This is a genomic window from Pseudoalteromonas sp. SR43-5, assembly GCF_014163835.1.
Taxonomy (GTDB): Bacteria; Pseudomonadota; Gammaproteobacteria; order Enterobacterales; family Alteromonadaceae; genus Pseudoalteromonas; species Pseudoalteromonas distincta.
Genome location: NZ_JACJEA010000023.1, coordinates 38,159 through 59,892, shown reverse-complemented (window position 1 = coordinate 59,892; position 21,734 = coordinate 38,159). Strand labels below are relative to the sequence as shown.

The window sequence follows — 21,734 nt, the reverse complement described above, 5'->3', positions numbered from 1 at the left end:
TCACTCTATGCAAAATTATACGCTTTCGCAAATTGCGGAACTTCTAGGCGCCGAACTTCAGGGTGATGGCGCTTTAGAAATAAAAAAAATAGCGACACTTGCAAATGCCCATTCTGGGCATATTGCATTTTTAGCGAACTCAAAATATCGCTCGCAACTTGAAACTACTCAAGCTAGCGCTGTAATAGTAAGCCAAGCCGATGCTCAGTACTTTAGTGGTAGCAAAATTATTGTTGCTAACCCGTACGTAAGTTACGCAAAATTAGCGCAATTTATGGATACAACACCACGCTCAGCCTCGACGGGTATTCATCCAAGTGCTACGGTTCATTCAACAGCGATTGTTAGTGACAGCGCCGCTATAGGGGCTAATGCAGTCATTGAAGCTGATGCGGTGATAGGTGACAATGCGCAAATTGGTCCGAACAGTTTTATCGGAGAACGTGTTAAAATAGGCTCTGGCACTAAGCTTTGGTCTAGTGTGACTATTTATCACGATGTTGAAATTGGTTCAGATTGTTTGTTTCAAGCAAATAGTGTTGTAGGTAGTGATGGGTTTGGCTATGCGAACGAACGCGGGCAATGGGTAAAAATACCTCAGCTTGGTTCAGTGATCATAGGTAACAAAGTTGAAATTGGTGCAAGCACGACAATTGATCGTGGCGCACTGGACAATACCATTATCCATAGCAATGTTATTATCGATAATCAGTGTCAAATAGCGCACAACGTTGAAGTTAATTCAGGCACCGCAATCGCGGGCTGCACCGTACTTGCAGGAAGCGTTACCATTGGCAAAAACTGTCAAATTGGTGGCATGGTTGCAATTAATGGTCACATGTCTGTATGTGATGGTGTTATAATTACCGGCATGAGTATGGTGACAAAATCAATCACCGGACCAGGTATTTACTCATCTGGTATGCCCCATACAACAAACAAAGAATGGCGTAAATCAATAGCTCACTTGCGTAACCTTTCAGACATGAAATCTCGTCTTAAAGCGCTGGAAGCATTGGCTAAGTCATAACGTTGAACACTAATAAGGATGCTATTTTGGCAAACGAATTAAATAGCCTTGATATTCAAGAAATTTTAAGTTTATTACCGCACCGTTACCCGATGCTATTAATTGATCGTGTTATTGATTTTACACCTGGAAAATCTTTACATGCTATTAAAAATGTTTCTATAAACGAACCTATATTTACTGGCCATTTCCCAAATCAGCCAATTTTTCCTGGTGTGCTAATATTAGAATCAATGGCGCAAGCCACGGGTTTATTAGGTTTTAAAACAGTAGAAAATCGTAGTGAAAACGAACTATATTTATTTGCTGCTGTTGATAACGCACGTTTTAAACAGCCAGTGATCCCAGGTGATACAATGCATCTTCACGTTGAGTTTTTAAAAGAACGTCGCAACATTTGGAAGTTTGCAGCAGAAGCTAGAGTCGACGGCAAAGTAGTGTGTAGTGCCGAAATTATGTGTGCGAGAAGAGAGTTTTAATAGTGATCCATTCTACAGCAATAATCGAACCTGGCGCTAAACTAGGTAACAATGTCTCAGTTGGTCCGTATAGTTATATTGGCAATGATGTTGTTATCGGTGATAACTGTATTATTGAGTCTCATGTTGTTGTTAAAGGGCCATCAACTATTGGCTCTGGCAATCATATTTTTCAGTTTGCGTCTGTGGGCGAAGCCTGCCAAGACAAAAAATACAACAACGAGCCAACCACATTAATCATGGGTGATAACAATGTTATCCGTGAATGTGCCACTATTCACCGTGGTACAATTCAAGACCAAGGCGTTACTAAAATTGGTAGTAATAACTTATTTATGGCTTATACACACGTTGCACATGACGCGGTAATTGGCGATAACGTAATTTTTGCTAACAATGCAAGTGTGGCCGGCCATGTACATGTAGGCGACTGGGTTATCTTAGGTGGTAATTCGGGAGTTCATCAGTTTTGTAAAATTGGTGCACATGCCTTTATTGGTATGTATTCAGGTGTTAACAAAGATGTACCACCTTTTGTTACTACCATTGGTATGCCAGCAGGTCCTGCCGCTATCAATAAAGAAGGCATGAAACGTCGTGGTTTCGAAAGTGATGAAATTATGGCTGTACGACGTGCATATAAAGCGCTTTATCGTAAAAGCTTAGGTGCTGAAGAAGCGATTGAATCTCTCACAGAAGATGCCGAAAAGTACCCTGCTGTGAAATTGATGGTCGACTTTGTTAAAAGCTCAGAGCGCGGCATTGTAAGATAATTCGCGCGTTTTGCTCTAAGCATAAAAAACCACCCTAGATGATAAATCGAAGGTGGTTTTTTATTGCCCACGGTTTAGACCTAATTCAGTTAATACTCAGCGAGCTCAAGTTAGTATGCATCTAATTTGTATAATAAAAGTCATCCTATGCGTTTACCTAAGTTAGTTGTCACTCTTTTTATTACTTCAGCGTTAGCCGCTTGTAGTAGCCAACCTATTGTTAAATCATCTACTGGAGAGGTTACTCAAGTTGGTAAAGCATCTTTTCATGCTGACAAATATCACGGGAGAACAACTGCCAACGGAGAGCGCTTTAGCCAACAAGCCGCCACAGCAGCCCATTTAGAGTTCGACTTTGGCACTAAGGTCGTTGTTACCAACCTCGCTAATAATAAATCAGTCACGGTAAGAATTAACGATAGAGGCCCGTATGTGCGAGGTCGTATTATTGATTTATCAAAGAGTATGTTTAAAAAGATAGCCGACCCTAAAGTCGGCGTTATTGATGTATCAGTAACGGTTTTAAAACCGGGTAGTTAGCGCAATATAGTCGGGATAAGTGCTACTGAGCTCTTTATGAGAGCCTTGTGCGACTACTTTACCGCCTTCTAACCATACAACATTATCCATTTGAGCAAGTAGAGCGGGATCGTGCGTAATTGTCAGCACGCTCGCGTTATTCATAACATGCATTATTGCTTGCATTACCCCTTGCTTAGATTGATTATCAAGACCCTCAGTTGGTTCATCAAGTACTAAAATAGCAGGGTTTTTAAGTAATGCTTGGGCAATGGCTATACGCCTAGATTGGCCTTGCGACACGTTACGCCCGCCAGTGCCTAAACGTGTTTTTAAACCTTCTTTTAGCTCATTAAACCATGGGCTCAATTGAGCTAATGCGAGCGCTTCAATCATTTGCTCTTTAGTTGCATTTGGCGCGGCATAACGTAAGTTTTCACTTAATGTGCCATCAAAAATATGGTGCTGCTGGGCGAGTATATTTATAACATTTGCGCGTATATCATTATTTAACGAATGTAAGTCAACAACGCTATTTTGATTGTTTAGCGTTATGCTGCCTTGTTGCAAAGGCCATAAACCAGTAAGTAAATTTACAAGCGTCGTTTTACCGCTGCCGCTTCTACCTACAATCGCTACTTTTTGTTGAGGCATTAGTTCAAAACTGATATTAGTTAGCGCTGTTTGTTCACCATATTGGTAGCTAATATTGTTAAGTACTAACTTGTGATTTTGCGCGCTAAAGTTTTCATCAATGTCTACATGTTTACTTTCAATTTGCGTACTAGCTGCTTTATCTTCAAGTGTAAACAATCGCTCTGCTGCTTTTAAAACATTTGGAAGCTCTATAAACGCGTTGGGTAGTAGTAATACGCTTTCAAAGCTTGCCAGTACAAATAAACTTAACATAGCAAGTTCTACATTTACCATACTGCTTGCGTAAACCAGCGGCACAATGGTTACTATGCTAGCAAGCATGGCTAATTGAACAACCAACAAGCTTAATCCATCTGAGTTTGCCAGTGCTTTGTGGCGAATAAATAATTGCTGATTGTACTGCTCGCTTAATTCGTCGCACTTATTAAGTTGCTGCGAACGGGCTTGATAAATACTAAGCTCTCTAAGGCCTGTAAGTGTATCTGAAAGCTCAGAGCGAAGTTGTGCACTAAGTTGTGTTTCTTTATGGCTGTTTTTAGTGAGCTTTATGCTGAGTAGGGCAGGTATAACCACACCAATAAGTATAATGCCAGTAAAGCAAATAAGGGCGACGTTGCCATTATAGGCCGACATAAACAGCATGATGATTGGCACACTTAAAAGAGCGACCAGCATAGGAAGTAAAACGTTTAAATAAAATTTGTCGAGTGCGTCTACATCGTTTTGTAATCGGTTAACTAGATCAGCGCTGCGGCTCATTGCTAAATCAACATTGTTAAGCTTGCTTAACGTTGCAAATACATTGGTACGTATTTCACTTAGTAATAAAAACGTGGCGTTATGAGTAACTAGGCGTTCGCCATAGCGCGATGCTGTTCGCACAATAGCTAAAAAACGAATCGTGCCGGCAGGAGTAAAATAATTCATTTGTACGCCCGCAATACCAGCAGCGGCCATTGATGCTAAAAACCAGCCAGATATAGCCAACAGGCCCACATTAGCTAATACCGTAATCGTCGCTAAAAATGTACCCAATAGCATAGCTTTGTAATGAGGAGCACAAAGCTTTAATAAACGAATAAAATTACGCATGCACCACCCCTTGTTCAGCCGTTTTTAGTAAGTCAGCAAATGCACTATTTTGCGCTGCAAGTGTTTCAAAGTGACCTTGCTCAGCTATTTTTCCATCGTGCATCACAATGATATTGCTGGCATGTTTAACGGTATTTAATCTATGGGCAATAACTAATACTAAGTTGTTTTTAGCATATTCATTAATAGCATCTTGAATAAGCAGCTCTGTTTGACTATCAAGGTGCGCAGTGGGCTCATCAAGCACTAAGACTGGTGCTTGTTTTATAAATGCGCGAGCCAGTGCAATACGTTGTTTTTGACCGCCAGAAAGCCCTTCACCTTGCTCACCTATCTGGGTGTTAAAACCATCGGGTAGGGTATTAATAAATTCAAGCACACCAGCTTGTTTTGCCGCGTGTTCAAGCTCTTGCTGTGTGGCAGTGGGTTTGGCCAATTTAATGTTGGCAGCAATGGTGTCGTAAAATAGCGTCGCTTGTTGTGGTATCCATGCAATATTATTTTGCAAGTAAGTAATATCGGTTGTACTTAAACTCTGATCATTAATAGATAGGTTGTTAATCACCTCAGGGTGAAACCCTAATAGACAATCAAACAACGTACTTTTACCTGAGCCACTACTGCCCACAACTGCAATTAAGCCTTTATTTGGCAATGTTAAATTTATATTTTTAACCCCTTCGTTACTACCAGGGTATATAAAATTAAGGTCGGTAATACTTATTGAATTAATTGTATTTAAAGTTAAATTGTTTTCAGGTGTGCTTGTAGTTACTGACGCATTTTCGTCACTTGGCAGTGGGGCATTTAAAATCGCAACCATATCGGCCGCCGCACTAATACCTTGTAAACGTGCATGGTAATGACTACCTAGTTGGCGCAGTGGTAAATAAAATTCAGGCGCTAAAAGTAGCACCACAAAGCCAGTGGCAAAATCAAGAGTGCCAAAAAATAGTCTAAAACCAATAATTACGGCAACGAGTGCCACGCTAATAGTGGCTAAAAACTCAAGTGCAAATGATGATAAAAACGCGATTTTTAAAACATCGAGTGTCGCGTGTCTAAAATCATCTGAAATTTTAGCTATTTGTTTAAGCTCGGTACATGTTGCATTAAATAGTTTTAGCTGAGTTAAACCTTGCACGCGGTCAAAAAAGTAATTGCCCAGTACAGCAAGTTGCTTCCAGCGTTTTTGGTTTAAAGCTTCGGCTTTAGTGCCTACTAAAATCATAAAAAAAGGAATGAGCGGGGCGGTTAATAAAAATATCAGCCCAGCTTTATAATCTGTCGGAAAAATAACTACCAATATTGCCAGCGGAATAAGCGCGCTGTAAGCAACACCTGGCAAGTATTTAGCATAATAGTCGTGAAGTGCTTCAACGCCATTATGCAGGGTATTTAATGTAGCGCCTTGACCGTGTTGTTCTATATAACTAGGCCCAAGTAAGCTGAGCTTATGGAGAAGTGTTTGGCGCATAGCTGATTTTATTTTAAGCGCAGCAAATGCACTTAAGCGCTCACTTAACGCTAAAAACACCGCGCGCAATAAAATAATGCCTGCTAAGGGCCATAATAAATGAGTGACTTGGGCTAAATTATTACCTTCAAACATTACATTATGAATAGCTTGAGCCAGTAAATAAGCACCTGCAATCATCAGTAATGCGTTAAAAGTACCCAGTGCAATGCTTAACTTCAACCACACTGCAGCGGGTTTACTTTGACGCTTTAAAAAAGCGCGCAGTGATTGCTGCTGCGCGCGATCTGGTCGGGGGTTAGTCGTCATCTTTTGTGTTGTTAGCATCATTTAATAAATCGTGCATGGCTTGTTCATCATCAGCAATGCTGTTTTTATTTTGATGAAATTCGTACCACATTACATTTATTACACCTAAGGTACAGGCCAAAAGTACACCTAAAATCCAAGCGAAATACCACATTGTTTAGTCTCCTTAGTAGCTACCATGAGTGTTGTTTTCAATTTCTTCTACCGTTACTCTGCGCCACATTTTTACGTAACACCAAGTGGTGTAGGACAATATTAGTGGTACAAAAATACACACTGCAACAAACATTATATTGAGCGTTTTATGGCTCGATACCGCATCCCAAATTGTTAAGCTAATATTAGGGTTGTTACTCGATGGCATAATAAATGGGAACAGAGAAACACCGGCCGTCATAATTACGCCAATTAACATTAAGCTTGTTGAAATAAGTCCAAGTGCAGGTTTATTTAATTTTGAAAACACAAGTGCACTTAATGCCATTGCAAAGGCTAAAATAGGGAAGGTCATTGTCCACGGACGAGTGCTGTAATTACTTAACCAAGCACCTTGCGCTGTAGTGACTACTTTAGCTAAAGGGTCTGCATGACTTTGTGTATCAGCCATAGATACAACTTGGTAACCCGTTAAGTTAGCCACCCAAAAACCAGCTGCAGCAAATAACACGATAAACACAATAAGAGAATAGCGACCATATTGACCCGAACGCTCTGCGACTACACTTGCTGTTCTAAGTTGTAACCACATACCCGCATGCGCAACTAACATGGTAATACTCACTAAACCTGCAAGTAATCCAAATGGGTTAAGCAAGCCAACAAATGATCCTTGGTAGCTTACACGCATAAGGTTATCAATATTAAACGGTACGCCTAAAAATAAATTACCAAACGCAACACCAAATACTAATGCTGGAATCGCGCTGCCTGCAAGCAAGCCCCAATCCCAGTTATTGCGCCAGCGTTTTGAGTCTACTTTACTGCGGTAATCAAATCCAAGTGGTCTAAAAAACAAAGCAAAGAGTACTAGCATCATGGCAAAGTAAAAGCCCGAAAATGCAGCTGCATAAACCATAGGCCACGCCGCAAATAACGCGCCGCCTGCAGTTATAAACCATACTTGGTTACCATCCCAATGCGGGCCAATTGTGTTTATTACTGTGCGGCGCTCTGAATCTGTTTTACCAACGAGGCGGAGCAACATAGCAACGCCCATATCCATACCATCGGTAATAGCAAAACCAATAAGCAGCACACCAATGATCAACCACCAAAGCATTTTTAATGTTTCATAATCAAAAATCATGATTGCTCTCCTTCAGTTTTATCAGCTTTGCTTGGTAATTCAAAATGATACTTACCAGTATGTAGCGAGCTTGGCCCTTGCTTAACAAAGCGGATCATCAGCCAGCCTTCCACAATGGCTAAACCAGTATAGAAAACAATAAACCCAGTTAAGCTAATTAAAATATCGTTTACTGTTAGTGACGACGTGGCTAAAAAGGTCGGCAGTATTTCAGATATAGCCCAAGGTTGACGACCATACTCGGCAACAATCCAGCCAAACTCAATCGCTATCCAAGGTAGTGGAATACTCAATACGGCAGCCCATAACAACCAGCGTTTTTGCTCAATAACGCGGTGTGCGTTGTAGTAAAATGCCAATATAAATACACCTAGCATGGCCACACCACAGGCAACCATAATCCTAAATGACCAAAACATAGGGCCTACTTTAGGAAAAGAGTCTTTAACAGCTTTTTGAATTTGTTCTTCAGTAGCATCTACAACATCAGGTGTGTAGCGCTTAAGTAGCAAGCCATAGCCTAAATCATCTTTTAGAGTATTAAATTTGGCGATATTATCTGGCGTATCTTCACCGTTTCTAAGTTTTGTAAGGTATTCATAAGCAATCATACCGTTGCGAATACGTACTTCATGTTGTTTTTCTAGGTCGTTAATACCCGTTACTTGCTCATCTAGTGAGCGCGTAGCAATTAACCCAAGTGCGTAAGGTATTTTAACCGCCGCATGTGTTACTTGCTCTTCTGAATCAGGAAAACCAAATGCGGTAAACGCAGCCGGAGCTTCTTCTGTGTGCCATTCGGCTTCAATTGTGGCAAGTTTTACTTTTTGGACTTCGCCTACTTCGTAGCCTGATTCGTCACCGAGTAAAATTACACATAAAATTGACGCTAAACCAAAGCCTGATGCGACTGAAAAAGAGCGTTTAGCAAATGCTAAATCACGACCCTTCAATATGTACCAGCTACTAATACCAAGCACAAACATAGACGCTGCTACATAACCTGCCGATACAGTATGAATAAACTTAACTTGGGCTACAGGGTTAAACACAAGCTCTGCAAAACTGGTCATTTCCATGCGCATGGTTTGATAGTTAAATTCAGCGCCTACTGGGTTTTGCATCCAACCGTTGGCAATTAAAATCCACAGCGCCGACATGTTAGTACCAATGGCCATTAAAAAGGTCGCGCCTAAATGTTGGCGTTTAGAAAGCCTGTCCCAGCCTAAAAAGAACATACCCACAAAGGTCGATTCTAAAAAGAATGCCATTAAACCTTCAATAGCCAGGGGAGCCCCAAAAACATCACCTACGTAATGGGAGTAATAAGACCAGTTAGTACCAAACTCAAATTCCATGGTAAGGCCTGTTGCCACACCAATAGCAAAGTTAATACCAAACAATTTTCCCCAAAACTTAGTCATATCACGATAAATTTCGCGACCGGTCATAACATAAACCGATTCCATAATAACTAAAATCCAGGTCATACCTATCGTTAACGGTACGAATAAGAAATGAAAGAGAGCGGTAACAGCAAACTGTAATCGCGATAGATCCACAAAGGTTTCATCTATCATTATTGGCTCCTTGAGAGTGACGGATTAACAGGGCAACATTTAATTGGCAAAGTTAAGGTTTAATGAACTTTCAGTAATTACTGAAAGTTTGTAATAGTATTTACTTTTGTGCAATTTTTGTCAACATACATATTAGTAAAACTTAATATATATTTCCTATGCTACATCAGTATTAAAAACAAACAACATAAAGCCTTAACTTACGTGATAAAAAACCAGTTATTTAAAGCGTTTAACCAAACAGTAAAACACGGTAAACTAACAAGCATGAACGCCTGGTTTACTTGTGAAATAAAATCAAATGAATAAAGATAAAAAACAACTACGAATTGGTATTGTGGCAGGTGAACTGTCGGGCGATATTTTAGGTGAAGGCTTAATTAAAGCCCTTAAAAAACACTTTCCGGACGCTATTTTTGAAGGAATAGCAGGACCTAAAATGCAAGCGCAGGGCTGTAAAACACTTTACGACATGGATGAGCTTTCGGTTATGGGGCTTGTTGAGGTGCTAGGGCGTTTACCACGTTTGCTTAAAATACGTAAACAACTCGTGCAGCATTTTGTAGATAACCCACCTGATGTATTTATAGGTATTGATGCACCGGATTTTAACTTACGTGTAGAAAAGCCACTTAAAGATGCGGGTATTAAAACCGTACAGTATGTAAGTCCGTCTGTTTGGGCGTGGCGCGAAAAGCGCATTCATACAATAAGTGCAGCCACTAACTTAGTGTTAGCATTATTACCATTTGAAAAAGAGTTCTACGATAAGCACCAAGTGCCATGTACATTTGTGGGGCATACCTTGGCAGACGACATAGCACTTGAGCACGACGATACTAAAGCACGAGAAGAACTTGGCTTAAGCCTTGATGACAAAGTACTGGCGCTGCTACCTGGTAGTCGAGGCTCTGAAGTTGGTTTGCTAAGCGAGACTTACATTAAAACAGCCGCAGAGCTGCAAGCTAAAAACCCCAATCTTAAAATTGTGGTGCCGTTGGTTAACGAAAAACGCAAAGCGCAGTTTAGTGATATATTAAACGCTACCGCACCAAACCTTAATGTTAACCTGCTTGATGGGCAGTCTAAATTAGCGATGCAAGCTGCTGATGCTATTTTATTAGCGTCGGGCACTGCAACACTCGAAGGCATGCTTTATAAAAAGCCAATGGTTGTGGGCTATAAAATAAAGCCTTTGAGCTATTGGATTTTTAAAACTTTATTTACGTTTAATATTAAGTACTTTTCGCTGCCTAATTTATTAGCCGACGAAGAGCTAGTGCCTGAGTTTTTACAAACCGAGTGTAATGTGACTAACTTAACAAACGCACTTACCCCTATGCTCAACACGGATAACAAAGAGCTAAAAGCACGCTTTTTAGCTATTCACGGAAAAATTAGATTAAATGCCAGTGAACAAGCAGCCAATGCTGTGGCGGAGTTAATAAATGCAAATTGATAGACCCAATGTATCCTTAATTGCTGGTGTAGATGAAGTAGGGCGCGGCCCGCTTGTTGGTGATGTAGTCACTGCCGCCGTCATTTTAGATCCCACTAAACCAATTGCAGGTTTAGCAGATTCTAAAAAATTAACGGATAAAAAACGCCAAGCACTTGCAGTTGAAATAAAAGAAAAAGCATTGTGCTACGCGTATGGACGCTGCAGTCCAACAGAAATTGATGAGTTAAATATTCTACACGCAACGATGCTTGCCATGACTCGCGCAGTAGAGGCATTAAGCACACAACCTGAATTTGTATTTATAGATGGTAATCGATTGCCAAAACTCACTATGCCAGCACAAGCTGTTGTTAAAGGTGATAGCTTAGTGGCCGAAATTTCAGCAGCGTCTATTTTAGCTAAAGTAGCGCGCGATGACGAAATGCTTGAACTTGATGCACGCCACCCAGAATATGGTTTTGCAGGGCACAAAGGGTATCCCACTAAAGCGCATTTTGCAGCGCTTGAACAGTACGGTGCAATTGACGAGCATCGTAAAAGCTTTAAACCTGTGCAGCGGGTTTTGGCGCAAGCCAATGGTGAGGGCTAAGCATGGCTGCTCCTGATTTTGTTCATTTAAGAGTTCATTCAGACTTTTCGATGGTTGATGGCCTTGCTAAAACAAAGCCAATCGTCGCAAAAGCGCAAGAGCTGCAAATGCCAGCCATTGCAATTACCGATCAAATGAACTTTTGTGGTTTAGTGCGTTTTTATGGCGCCACGCATAATGCAGGTATTAAACCTATAGTGGGTGCTGACTTTTGGGTTCGTAGCCCAGAGTTTCCTGATGAGCCAAGCCGCTTAACCATATTAGCCAAAGACAACGACGGCTATAAAAATATTACCTTACTGATATCTAAAGCGTATCAGCGTGGGCATGTATTTCATCGCCCTGTGATTGACCGCGAGTGGTTAGTTGAGCTAAAAGCAGGCTTAATTATTCTCTCAGGCGCTAAAGACGGTGACTTAGGTAAAGCATTATTAAAAAATAATCCGACTGTAATTGAATCGGTTGTTAGTTTTTATAAGCAGCATTTTAGCGATAACTACTACCTAGAGCTTGTTCGCACCAATCGACCGCTTGAAGAAGATTACTTGCACATGGCGGTAGAGCTTGCTGCTAAAGAGCAACTACCGGTTGTAGCGACCAACGAAGTGGTGTTTTTAAAGCCCGAAAACTTTGAAGCGCACGAAATTCGTGTTGCTATTTTTGACGGTTACACGCTCGATGATAAGCGCCGCCCTAAACGGTTCTCTGAAGAACAATATCTAAAAACACCTGAGCAAATGGCTGAGTTGTTTAGCGATATTCCAGAAGCCCTACAAAATACCGTAGAAATCGCTAAGCGTTGTAATGTAACTGTGCAATTAGGTACTTACTTTTTACCTGATTACCCAACCGGCTCGCTTAAAATTGAAGACTTTTTAGTTAAAGTGTCACAAGACGGCCTTGAAGAACGACTACAGTTTTTATTCCCAGACGAAGAAGATAGAAAAGTAAAACGTGTTGAATACGATGAGCGCCTTGATATAGAGCTTGGTGTAATCAACCAAATGGGATTCCCTGGTTACTTCTTAATCGTAATGGAGTTTATTCAGTGGAGTAAAGATAATAATATTCCAGTTGGGCCTGGTCGTGGTTCAGGTGCGGGTTCGTTAGTTGCGTACGCGCTTAAAATTACCGACCTTGATCCACTTGAGTTTGACTTACTCTTTGAGCGATTCTTGAACCCTGAACGTGTATCAATGCCCGATTTCGACGTCGATTTTTGTATGGATAGACGAGACGAAGTAATTGATCACGTGTCGGCTTTGTATGGTCGGGATGCGGTTTCGCAAATTATTACCTTTGGTACCATGGCTGCAAAGGCGGTAATACGCGATGTAGGGCGAGTGCTTGGGCATCCTTACGGGTTTGTTGATCGAATTTCAAAATTGATTCCGGGTGACCCCGGTATGACACTTGCCAAAGCGTTTGATGTAGAACCACGCTTGCAAGAAGCCTACGATGGCGACAATGAGGTAAAAGACTTAATCGACATGTGTCGCATCCTTGAAGGGTGTACACGTAATGCCGGTAAACATGCGGGTGGCGTAGTAATATCGCCAACCACTATTACCGACTTCGCTGCGCTTTATTGCGATGACGAAGGTAAGTTTCCAGTAACACAGTTTGATAAAAACGATGTAGAAACAGCCGGCTTAGTTAAGTTCGATTTCTTGGGTTTACGTACACTGACTATATTGCAGTGGGCGGTCGATATGACCAATGTGCGCATGAAGCGCCAAGGTAAAGACCCCGTTGATATAAACACCATTCCACTGGATGATAAAAAAAGTATTGAGTTGTTACTTCGCGCCGAAACGACCGCTGTATTCCAGCTAGAGTCGCGTGGTATGAAAGACTTAGTACGCCGCCTTAAGCCCGACTGCTTTGAAGATATGATTGCACTTGTGGCTTTGTTCCGACCAGGTCCACTGCAATCAGGCATGGTAGATAACTTTATCGACCGAAAACTGGGCCGCGAAGAAATCTCATACCCAGATGCGCAGTATCAGCACGAAAGCTTAAAACCAATACTTGATCCAACGTACGGCATTATTTTGTATCAAGAACAAGTAATGCAAATTGCGCAAGTACTGGCAGGTTACACGCTAGGTGGCGCCGACATGCTGCGTCGTGCAATGGGTAAGAAAAAACCCGAAGAAATGGCAAAGCAGCGTTCAACATTTGAAGATGGCGCAAGAAATAACGGCATTGACGGCGAGCTTGCGATAAAAATCTTCGACTTGGTAGAAAAGTTCGCAGGTTACGGTTTTAACAAATCTCACTCAGCAGCTTACGCACTCGTATCGTATCAAACATTGTGGATGAAAACGCATCATCCTGCAGAGTTTATGGCTGCTGTAATGTCGGCCGATATGGATAACACCGACAAAATAGTTATTTTGGTGGATGAATGTGAAAACATAAAGCTCACCTTATTACCACCAGACGTAAATGCAGGTGAGTTTAAGTTTACAGTAAACCTTGAAGGTGAAATTGTTTACGGCATTGGCGCGATAAAAGGCGTAGGTGAGGCTCCGGTTGAAGCAATTTTAGAAGCGCGTGCAAAAGGCGGCCCATTTAAAGATTTATTTGATTTTTGTGCCCGTGTTGATTTAAAACGCTTAAATAAACGTGTTACTGAAAAATTAATTTACGCAGGTGCTTTGGATCAATTAGGACCAGAGAAAACCCAATCTGGGCGTGCTACATTACTAGCCAGTTTAAAAGATGCTATGCGTGCGGCCGATCAACACAACAAAGCTGAGCAATTAGGACAAAGTGACTTATTTGGTTTATTAGCCACTGAGCCTGATGAAGTTGAACAAGCTTTTATTAAAGCCACAGGGCTTACTGATAACGAGTGGTTAGATGGCGAGAAAGAGACGCTAGGCCTTTATTTAACTGGGCATCCAATAAATCAGTACCGCCGTGAGCTTAGGCATTACACTAGCGGAAAAATAGTTGATTTACAGCCAACTAATCGTGATGTGTTTGCAACGGCCGCTGGTTTGGTTATTGCTTCTAGGGTATTAATTAATAAAAAAGGAAATCGTTGGGCCTTAGTAACTTTAGATGACAAGAGTGCACGGATTGATGTACGCTTGTATTCAGACGAGTTTGAAAAGTACCAAGATATGCTCCAAGTTAACAATATCTTGGTAATATCTGGACAGGTCAGCTTTGATAACTTCTCCGGTGGTATTACAATGACCGCCAGAGAAATAAACACCATTGCTCAAGCGCGTGAAAAGCGTATTAAAGCGATTAAAATGACGCTGAACATGGTGCAAATCGAGGCAGGTTTCTTCGATAAATTACAAAAAGTACTCGAACCCTATAAAATGGGAACGTGTCCGATCAAGGTTTATTACCAACGTCCAGATGCGTTGGCGCAATTAACTCTTGGGATCGAATGGTGTGTTACGCCAAGTGACGACTTAATCCATAAGTTATCACTAATGGCTGCGCAAGATGTAGAACTAGAATTTAACTAATTAGGTAGTTTAGAGCATGAGCCTCAATTATCTTGATTTTGAGCTTCCAATTGCAGAATTAGAAGCAAAAATTGAAGAATTACAAAGTATCAGCCGCGCTGGCGAATTAGACCTTGAGTTAGAAGAGGAAGTCAGCAAATTAAAAGAAAAAAGTGCCAAACAAAAACAGGAGATTTTTTCTAATTTAGGCGCTTGGCAAGTATCACAGTTAGCACGTCATCCGTTGCGTCCTTACACTCGAGATTATATCGAGCGCATTTTCACGGAATTTGACGAGTTTGCTGGCGATCGTACTTTTGCTAACGATCCAGCTATTTTAGGTGGCATTGCGCGTTTAGATGGCGAACCGGTAATGGTTATTGGCCAACAAAAAGGTCGTGATACTGCTGAAAAAATTAAACGCAACTTTGGTATGCCAAAGCCAGAAGGTTACCGTAAAGCATTACGCTTAATGGAAATGGCTGAGCGTTTTAAAATGCCAATCATGACCTTTATTGACACACCAGGTGCATACCCAGGTGTTGGCGCTGAAGAACGTGGTCAATCTGAAGCAATCGCACGTAACTTAAAAGTAATGGCGTCACTTAAAGTGCCGACAATATGTACGGTTATTGGTGAAGGCGGTTCAGGTGGTGCATTAGCGATTGGTGTTGGCGACAGAGTTAACATGTTGCAGTACAGCACTTATTCTGTAATTTCGCCTGAAGGTTGTGCGTCTATTCTTTGGAAAAGCGCTGACAAAGCACCGCTTGCAGCAGAAGCAATGGGTGTAACCGCAGAGCGCGTTAAAGAGCTAGACTTAATCAACAACTTAGTTGATGAGCCACTAGGTGGTGCACATCGTAATTACGATGCTATGGCACGTAACTTAAAAGTACGCCTTAAGCGTGACCTAGCAGACTTACAAGCACTTACGCTTGAAGAAATGCTTGATCAACGTTACAAACGTTTAATGTCGTTTGGTTATTGCTAAACACATTAATTGTTAAAAAAAAAGCCGCTTATGCGGCTTTTTTGCTTTAAAATGTTCAGAGTTTTTATATAAAAGTGCGGCCATATGCATACAACAGCAATTTATCAGCAATTAAAAAAATCACTAAATAGCTATATTGAGCAAGGTAACACTGTTTTTACTGTGGCGCTTTCTGGTGGTGTTGATTCTGTGGTGTTGCTGCATTTAATGCGTGCTTTAAGAGCCGATAACCCTGCAATTGATGTATCGGCTATTTATGTTCACCATGGCTTGAGCCAGTATGCCGATGACTGGCAACGCTTTTGCAAAAATGTATGTATTGAGCTTGATGTGCCTTTTAAAGTCGCAAAAGTTGTAATTGAGCAGCAGTCGCGAACGAGCCTTGAAGCCCAAGCTCGCGATGCACGTTACAAAGCACTTGATGAGCTAAGCCCACAAGGCAGCATTGTTTTATTGGGCCAACATTTAAACGACCAAGTAGAAACGTTTTTACTGCGCTTAAAGCGTGGCTCGGGTTTAAAAGGGCTTGGCGCCATGCACCAAGCGCGTTTGCTGCAAAGTAGCCGTGTATGTTTTAGGCCATTGTTAAACGTAAAGCGAAGCGATATAGAAGCGTTTGCAGCGCGCTTTAGTATTAACCACATAACTGATGACTCAAATACAGATGAAAGTTTTGACCGTAACTTTTTACGCTCAAAAATAGTCCCTGTTTTAGCTAAGCGCTTTACTGGGTTTGAACAATGTACAGCACGAAGTATTGAGCTACTACAACAGCAGCAAACACTACTTGATGAGTACACTCAGCTTGATTTAAATAAGTGTATTAACGAGCACCAAGCACTGTGCATTAGCCAAATAAGTGAATACAGCTCAGCGCGTATTGCAAATATAGTACGTGCGTGGCTTGCATTATTTACACAGGTCATGCCATCGCAAAAGCAGCTTGAGCAAATTATTAATCAAGCAATGTGCGCAAAAAACGACGCGCAAATGCGTATTGATTTGCTCTATGGGCAAATACGTCGTCATCAAGGTTATTTGTATTTTGTAACACCAAGTGAAGTATTAACAGATATTGAGCTAAATCATTCGCAGCTAAAACTTGCAGACGGGCGCTTATTAATTAAAAGCATTGGTTTTGGAGTAAGACCTCCACACTCAAATGAGCAAGTAATAGTGCGCTTTAATTGCAATAGCGCACGTATTAAACCACTTAAAAAGCCTGGTAGTAATACAGTTAAGCATTGGTTTAAAGATGCAAAAATAGCGCCGTGGCTACGCGCCAGTGTGCCACTTATTTTTTATAATGATGAATTAGTTCAAGTGGTTGGTTGTTTTATAAGCGCTAAGCATGTTGATGAAAATGGTATTTTTTGGGAGTGTAAATAAATGAGTAAACAGCCGCATGTTGGCTTATCGTTAGTAAAAAAAGCGCCAATGGGTATGCTAATAACAGCGCTTATTGCTGTTATCGCTAATGTTTTACTTGAGTTAAATATAGTTACGTTAGGTTATGCAGTCGCTGGTGGGATTGCATCTGCAGTACTTTTATTAGCTTATTGGTTAGGTAAAGGTGGATTGTTTTTTATTTTAGGCGTGAGTCTGCCACTGCTTTTAGTATTATTTACACCGCTTGCGACTATTACTGCATTACTTAATTTAATTAGCGGGTTCTTTTTTGGTTTTTGTGCTGCGTTGTTTATTTATAAATTGGTAAGTGCAAAGCCTAGCGGGGGAAGCTAGGCTTTTTTATTTAATGCAGTTAAGTAAAGGCTAATATGCTTTTGCGCAGTTTCTACCTGATGCCTTTGCTTTGTATAAACCTTTATCGGCTCGAGCAAATATCTCAGTTTCGCAATCTTGGCTGTTAGCTAAAGTAAAACCAATACTGGTTGTTACTTTATACTTAGACATTAATGGCGATTTTCTTACTAAGCACATTATACGCTCAGCAATCACTTTATTAGTTGTAAACTCAGGGTCTTCAATAAGTAAAGCAAACTCATCACCACCAAATCTAAATACCGAATCAGTGCCGCGTATACTGCTACACAGTACTTTTGAAAATTCTTTAAGTGTATCGTCACCAATTTTATGGCCGAAGTTGTCGTTAACTTGTTTAAAGTTATCTAAATCAAGCAACATTAAACTAAATGGGCGTTGATAACGGCGACAGTTTTCAAGCTTTTGAAGTAAAAAGTCATTAAATTGACTACGATTATTTAAACCGGTTAACGCATCCTTTGTGGCAAGCTTTAGTACGCGGCTATACATCATCGCATTACGAAGTGGATAAACCAGCGCACTATGTAATGTATGTAATTTTTTCTCAATTGCGTGACCAAGTGGGAATTTACTAAAATAAATTAGCTGCCCTAAGTGGTCTTTATTAATCGCTAAATCAAAAATATAGGGTGTACTATTTGTATCACTTTGTGATGTTTGAGCAGTACCTAAAGTTGATTGAAACTGCAATCCAGAAAAATTGAGCAATTGTTTTGCAAATTTAGCGTAAATAGCCAGAACATCCTCGATCACTAAGCTTGTTTGTAGCTCTGCGACGAGTTCATGCGTTTCAGTTATTTCATTTGTAGGTGAGTGTTCAGCCGAAAACGGCAAAAAATCACCGCGACCAGACACACGCTGCGTCAAAATATGGACGTTTTCCATTAAATTCTCCCCCGAGGGTGTTACTTTGCAATAACTAAGCTATTTTTGTGCCATATTTTAAAATTGCATGAAAAACATATGGTTGTTATATTTACTTACAAGCTACTAGTTTAATTTAAACGCGAGGCTGCATTTGCAAAGTATTAATGCTCAAATTTTTGGCTTATTAGTCGCGGCAGTTCTTTTTGTGTGGTTTTTTAAGCGCATTGGCTTGCCGCCTATTTTAGCGTACCTAGCAACGGGGGTTTTAGCCGGTAGTCATGGTATTGGCTGGCTTGCACAATCTCACGAAATAGAGTTTGTAGCTGAATTGGGTATTGTGTTTTTGTTATTTAGTTTAGGGCTAGAATTTTCTATTTCTCGACTAATGGCAATGCGAAACCTAGTATTTGGTTTGGGCTCATTACAAGTTGGTATAACCAGTTTACTCTTCATTATTATTCTATATTGCTTAAACTTTTCATTACTCACCAGTTTTACCATCGGCACAATTATGGCGCTTTCTTCAACCGCTGTAGTAGTTAAGCTATTAAAAGAAACGGGTGAGCTTAATCAGCGCCGTGGGCAATTAGCCGTTGGTGTTCTACTTTTTCAAGATATTGCTGTTGTTCCTCTATTAATAATACTTCCTTTATTTGCATCAAGTGACTCTCAAAGTATTGGCTGGGCTTTAGCGTTTGCCCTAAGTAAAGGCGCATTTGTATGTGTGCTTCTTTGGGCAATTGGTAAATGGGTATTGCCCATTGTGTTTAAAGAAATAGCGCAAGTACGAACCGATGAGTTATTTGTACTTACCACCATATTAGTCGCGTTGTTTGCAGGTTTTTTAACGTATATGTTTGGCTTGTCTATGGCGCTAGGTGCTTTTTTAGCCGGAATGATGTTAGGTGAGAGCCATTACAGGCATCAGTTAGAGGCCGATATACGCCCATTTCGCGATATTTTAATGGGGCTATTTTTTGTTACTGTAGGTATGCAGCTAGATATTTTATTTGTACTGGGGCATATCGTAATAATTATTGGTGCCTTGCTGGGTTTACTGGTATTAAAAATTGCAGTGGTAGCCTTTAGCGCGCGGCTAATGCATGAGCGAAACCAAGATTCACTCGCCTGTGGTATTATGCTGTGGCAAATGGGGGAGTTTGGCTTTGTACTTATTGCACTTGCTGGCCAGCATCAATTATTAAATTCAGAGCAAGCTTCATTTTTAATTGCCCTTGGTGTGCTTTCAATGGCATTTACCCCATTTTTGATTGATAAAACGCCATTTATTTTAAAGCGTTTAGGCATACTCGATCGCCCAAGTTTGGCGCTCGAGAGTGAGCCACAAAGTAGTACGCTTTATAGTGACCATGTTGTTATTTGTGGTTTTTCGCGAGTTGGGCAAACTATAGCGCGTTTTTTAAAGCCCGAAGCAATAGACTATGTTGCGATTGAAAGTAACCCAATTTTAGTACAAGAAGGCAAAGCGGCGGGTGAGCCTGTCATATTTGGCTATGTTAAACAAAAAGATATTTTAAAGTGCGCAGGAGTAGAGCGAGCTCGCTTGGTTATTATTACTTTTACAGAGTTTGATCATGCACAGGTTGTTATTGATGCCATAAAGCAAATAGCACCCAATGTTAAAATACTCATTCGTACCCGTGACGATAGCCAGCTAGATTATTTAAAAGAGCTAGGTGTAACCGAAGTAGTACCTGAGTCGTTAGAGGCAAGCTTAATGCTCGTGTCGCATGTGTTGTCTATGTCGGGCGTACCGATGACGCGTATTGTGCGAAGAGTAAGTAAAGAGCGTCGTAATCGTTATCCGTTAATGCAAAGCTTTTATGCAGGCTATTTTAAAGATAACGAAGATACATCAAGTGACCGGTTAGAGTACTTACATGTGGTTGCTCTGCCTGATAAAGCTTATGCAGTTAATAAAACAATCGAAAATCTAAATTTAGAAAAGCGTCGGGTACTGGTAAAAGCACTGCGCAGAGAAGGAGCCGAAATAGACACGCCATCAGCAAAAACAACCTTATTGGCTAATGACGTTTTAGTGTTACAAGGTAAACCAAGGCGTGTTGAGAGGGTAGAGCACTACCTGCTCGACGGCATAGAATAACGTTTCTGTTAGGGCTTAATCTAGTTCTAAAAACTTGCGTATCTCCGGTAATTTTTTCATACCGTCTTCATAACCAATTTGCATTAAATGCTGGGTGTAGCGTTTTTCAAACAATAGATAACTGGTTAAGCTCGATTGCGAATGTTTTTTAACACCTATGGTACGTAGCAATACTTTAATAGCCCAAGGCATATCGTCGTAATACTGCGCTGCAATAGCATTAAAGTTTTGCGATGGGTTAATTACAAAGGTATCTATTTGTTTAAGTTCTTGATGTTTGTCACGCGCGGGTAATAGCCCTAATGTTCGGTTAACACGAGCCAAACGCTCTAAATCCGATTGCATAGTGTCGGTAAATACACTGTCTAGTAAATGCCCCGCAACAGCAGAGAGTCCAGGATAATGTGGCGAATAACCCGGCGGGTGTAATTCTTTAGGTTGATCGACCCCAATAATAAATATTTTTTCAGCGCCTAAATGAATTGACGGACTCAGCGGAGAAAGTTGATGTATAGAGCCATCACCAAAGTAATGGTTATAAATATTTACACTTGGAAACACCATAGGAATGGCACTTGATGCCATTAAGTGCTCAACATTAATACGAGTTGCGCGGCCTTCGCGTTTAGCACGTTGCCACGATGTTTGCGTATTAGATTGAAAAAATGCAACCGAGTCACCCGTTGTATAACTTGAGGCTGTAATAGACAGCGCATCTAAATAATTACGGTGTAAATTGCGCTCAATGCGGTGTAAATCTAAAATCTCGTTTAATAAACTACGCAGAGGGCGGTTATTTAGTAAGCTCGCTGGTGGGTGGTTAATATGCTCTGACTGAAAGCTCGTTAAGATATTGCGAGCAATATGACCAAACACGCTTAAAAAGTCACTTTTATAGACCATAGAGGTTGAAAAGTTTTTCCAAACTGATTCGAGCTTTCGTACAGCCAAATGCGCACAAGAAGCGTAACATGCCAATGCAGCTGAGTTAATAGCGCCAGCGGAGGTGCCATTTATTACTCTAAATGGCAATGGAGCGGTACGAGGCATACTATGAGCTAGCGCTTTTAGCACACCCACTTGATAAGCAGCTCGTGCGCCACCACCTGTAAGTAATAAGGCAGTTTTAGGTTTTTGTGGATCAACTTGCTTGATTTTCATATTGGTGGTTAAACTGTTCTACGTCTTTACTTTATTTATTAACTGTAAGTCTTTAA

The 21,734-nt window shown here is 40.8% G+C and carries 18 protein-coding genes; 11 read left to right on the top strand and 7 right to left on the bottom strand.

Annotated features, from left to right (window positions below; translation table 11 throughout):
- Positions 1–7: 7 nt before the first annotated feature.
- The 4 genes from lpxD (at position 8) to H5090_RS14380 (ending at position 2,822) form a co-directional block, all read left to right on the top strand.
- Complete coding sequence (gene lpxD, locus H5090_RS14395; protein WP_182696045.1) at positions 8–1,030, top strand: UDP-3-O-(3-hydroxymyristoyl)glucosamine N-acyltransferase; 1,023 nt, start codon at positions 8–10, stop codon at positions 1,028–1,030.
- Between the two features lie 26 nt (positions 1,031–1,056).
- Positions 1,057–1,509: a 3-hydroxyacyl-ACP dehydratase FabZ gene (fabZ, locus tag H5090_RS14390; RefSeq protein WP_002958310.1), complete on the top strand. Its 453-nt coding sequence runs from the start codon at positions 1,057–1,059 to the stop codon at positions 1,507–1,509.
- Positions 1,510–1,511: 2 nt separating this feature from the next.
- A complete protein-coding gene (gene lpxA, locus H5090_RS14385; RefSeq protein WP_182692561.1) occupies positions 1,512–2,282 on the top strand; it encodes an acyl-ACP--UDP-N-acetylglucosamine O-acyltransferase in 771 nt (256 codons plus the stop codon).
- A 147-nt stretch (positions 2,283–2,429) separates the two neighbouring features.
- Positions 2,430–2,822 carry a septal ring lytic transglycosylase RlpA family protein gene (locus H5090_RS14380; protein WP_182696044.1) on the top strand — a complete coding sequence of 131 codons (393 nt, stop codon included), beginning with the start codon at positions 2,430–2,432 and terminating at the stop codon, positions 2,820–2,822.
- On the opposite strand, the gene cydC is transcribed toward H5090_RS14380, so the two are convergent.
- The 5 genes from cydC to H5090_RS14355 are packed head-to-tail and all read right to left on the bottom strand — an operon-like array spanning position 2,805 to position 9,222.
- Entirely contained in the window at positions 2,805–4,550 is a 1,746-nt protein-coding gene (gene cydC / locus H5090_RS14375) for a thiol reductant ABC exporter subunit CydC (RefSeq protein ID WP_182696043.1), read from the bottom strand. The two genes, H5090_RS14380 and cydC, sit on opposite strands and share 18 nt — an antisense overlap.
- Positions 4,543–6,336 (bottom strand): thiol reductant ABC exporter subunit CydD, encoded by a 1,794-nt coding sequence (gene cydD / locus H5090_RS14370; RefSeq protein ID WP_182696050.1) that lies wholly within the window; start codon positions 6,334–6,336, stop codon positions 4,543–4,545. Before cydD ends, cydC begins: the two co-directional genes overlap by 8 nt.
- Positions 6,326–6,490: a cytochrome bd-I oxidase subunit CydX gene (cydX, locus tag H5090_RS14365; protein ID WP_002958303.1), complete on the bottom strand. Its 165-nt coding sequence runs from the start codon at positions 6,488–6,490 to the stop codon at positions 6,326–6,328. Before cydX ends, cydD begins: the two co-directional genes overlap by 11 nt.
- 12 nt (positions 6,491–6,502) lie before the next feature.
- Positions 6,503–7,642, bottom strand: coding sequence for a cytochrome d ubiquinol oxidase subunit II (gene cydB / locus H5090_RS14360; RefSeq protein WP_220490780.1), 1,140 nt, complete (start codon positions 7,640–7,642; stop codon positions 6,503–6,505).
- On the bottom strand, positions 7,639–9,222 hold the full coding sequence (locus H5090_RS14355; RefSeq protein WP_182696042.1) for a cytochrome ubiquinol oxidase subunit I: 1,584 nt from the start codon (positions 9,220–9,222) through the stop codon (positions 7,639–7,641). The genes cydB and H5090_RS14355 overlap by 4 nt, the downstream gene beginning before the upstream one ends.
- Positions 9,223–9,523: 301 nt before the next feature.
- On the opposite strand from H5090_RS14355, the gene lpxB reads away from it, so the two are divergent.
- The 6 genes from lpxB to H5090_RS14325 all read left to right on the top strand — a co-directional run bounded on the left by lpxB (position 9,524) and on the right by H5090_RS14325 (position 17,483).
- Positions 9,524–10,681, top strand: a complete 1,158-nt coding sequence (gene lpxB, locus H5090_RS14350) for a lipid-A-disaccharide synthase (protein WP_182696041.1) — start codon at positions 9,524–9,526, stop codon at positions 10,679–10,681.
- A complete protein-coding gene (rnhB, locus tag H5090_RS14345; protein WP_165723758.1) occupies positions 10,671–11,273 on the top strand; it encodes a ribonuclease HII in 603 nt (200 codons plus the stop codon). Before lpxB ends, rnhB begins: the two co-directional genes overlap by 11 nt.
- Before the next feature lie 2 nt (positions 11,274–11,275).
- Positions 11,276–14,767: a DNA polymerase III subunit alpha gene (gene dnaE, locus H5090_RS14340; RefSeq protein ID WP_182696040.1), complete on the top strand. Its 3,492-nt coding sequence runs from the start codon at positions 11,276–11,278 to the stop codon at positions 14,765–14,767.
- 16 nt (positions 14,768–14,783) lie between these two features.
- Positions 14,784–15,740: an acetyl-CoA carboxylase carboxyl transferase subunit alpha gene (gene accA / locus H5090_RS14335; RefSeq protein ID WP_002958297.1), complete on the top strand. Its 957-nt coding sequence runs from the start codon at positions 14,784–14,786 to the stop codon at positions 15,738–15,740.
- A gap of 84 nt (positions 15,741–15,824) precedes the next feature.
- Complete coding sequence (tilS, locus tag H5090_RS14330) at positions 15,825–17,129, top strand: tRNA lysidine(34) synthetase TilS (protein ID WP_182696039.1); 1,305 nt, start codon at positions 15,825–15,827, stop codon at positions 17,127–17,129.
- Positions 17,130–17,483: a hypothetical protein gene (locus H5090_RS14325; RefSeq protein WP_002958295.1), complete on the top strand. Its 354-nt coding sequence runs from the start codon at positions 17,130–17,132 to the stop codon at positions 17,481–17,483.
- A 30-nt stretch (positions 17,484–17,513) separates the two neighbouring features.
- Here H5090_RS14325 and H5090_RS14320 read toward each other — a convergent pair whose 3' ends face one another.
- A complete protein-coding gene (locus H5090_RS14320; protein WP_182696038.1) occupies positions 17,514–18,410 on the bottom strand; it encodes a GGDEF domain-containing protein in 897 nt (298 codons plus the stop codon).
- A 133-nt stretch (positions 18,411–18,543) separates the two neighbouring features.
- Here H5090_RS14320 and H5090_RS14315 point away from each other — a divergent pair, with 133 nt between their 5' ends.
- A complete protein-coding gene (locus tag H5090_RS14315) occupies positions 18,544–20,517 on the top strand; it encodes a monovalent cation:proton antiporter-2 (CPA2) family protein (RefSeq protein ID WP_182696037.1) in 1,974 nt (657 codons plus the stop codon).
- Between the two features lie 15 nt (positions 20,518–20,532).
- Here the strand turns inward: H5090_RS14315 and H5090_RS14310 are convergent, their stop codons facing one another.
- The gene (locus tag H5090_RS14310; protein WP_002958292.1) at positions 20,533–21,678 is read right to left on the bottom strand and encodes a patatin-like phospholipase family protein; all 1,146 of its coding nucleotides are present in this window, start codon (positions 21,676–21,678) and stop codon (positions 20,533–20,535) included.
- Between the last annotated feature and the right edge of the window lie 56 nt (positions 21,679–21,734).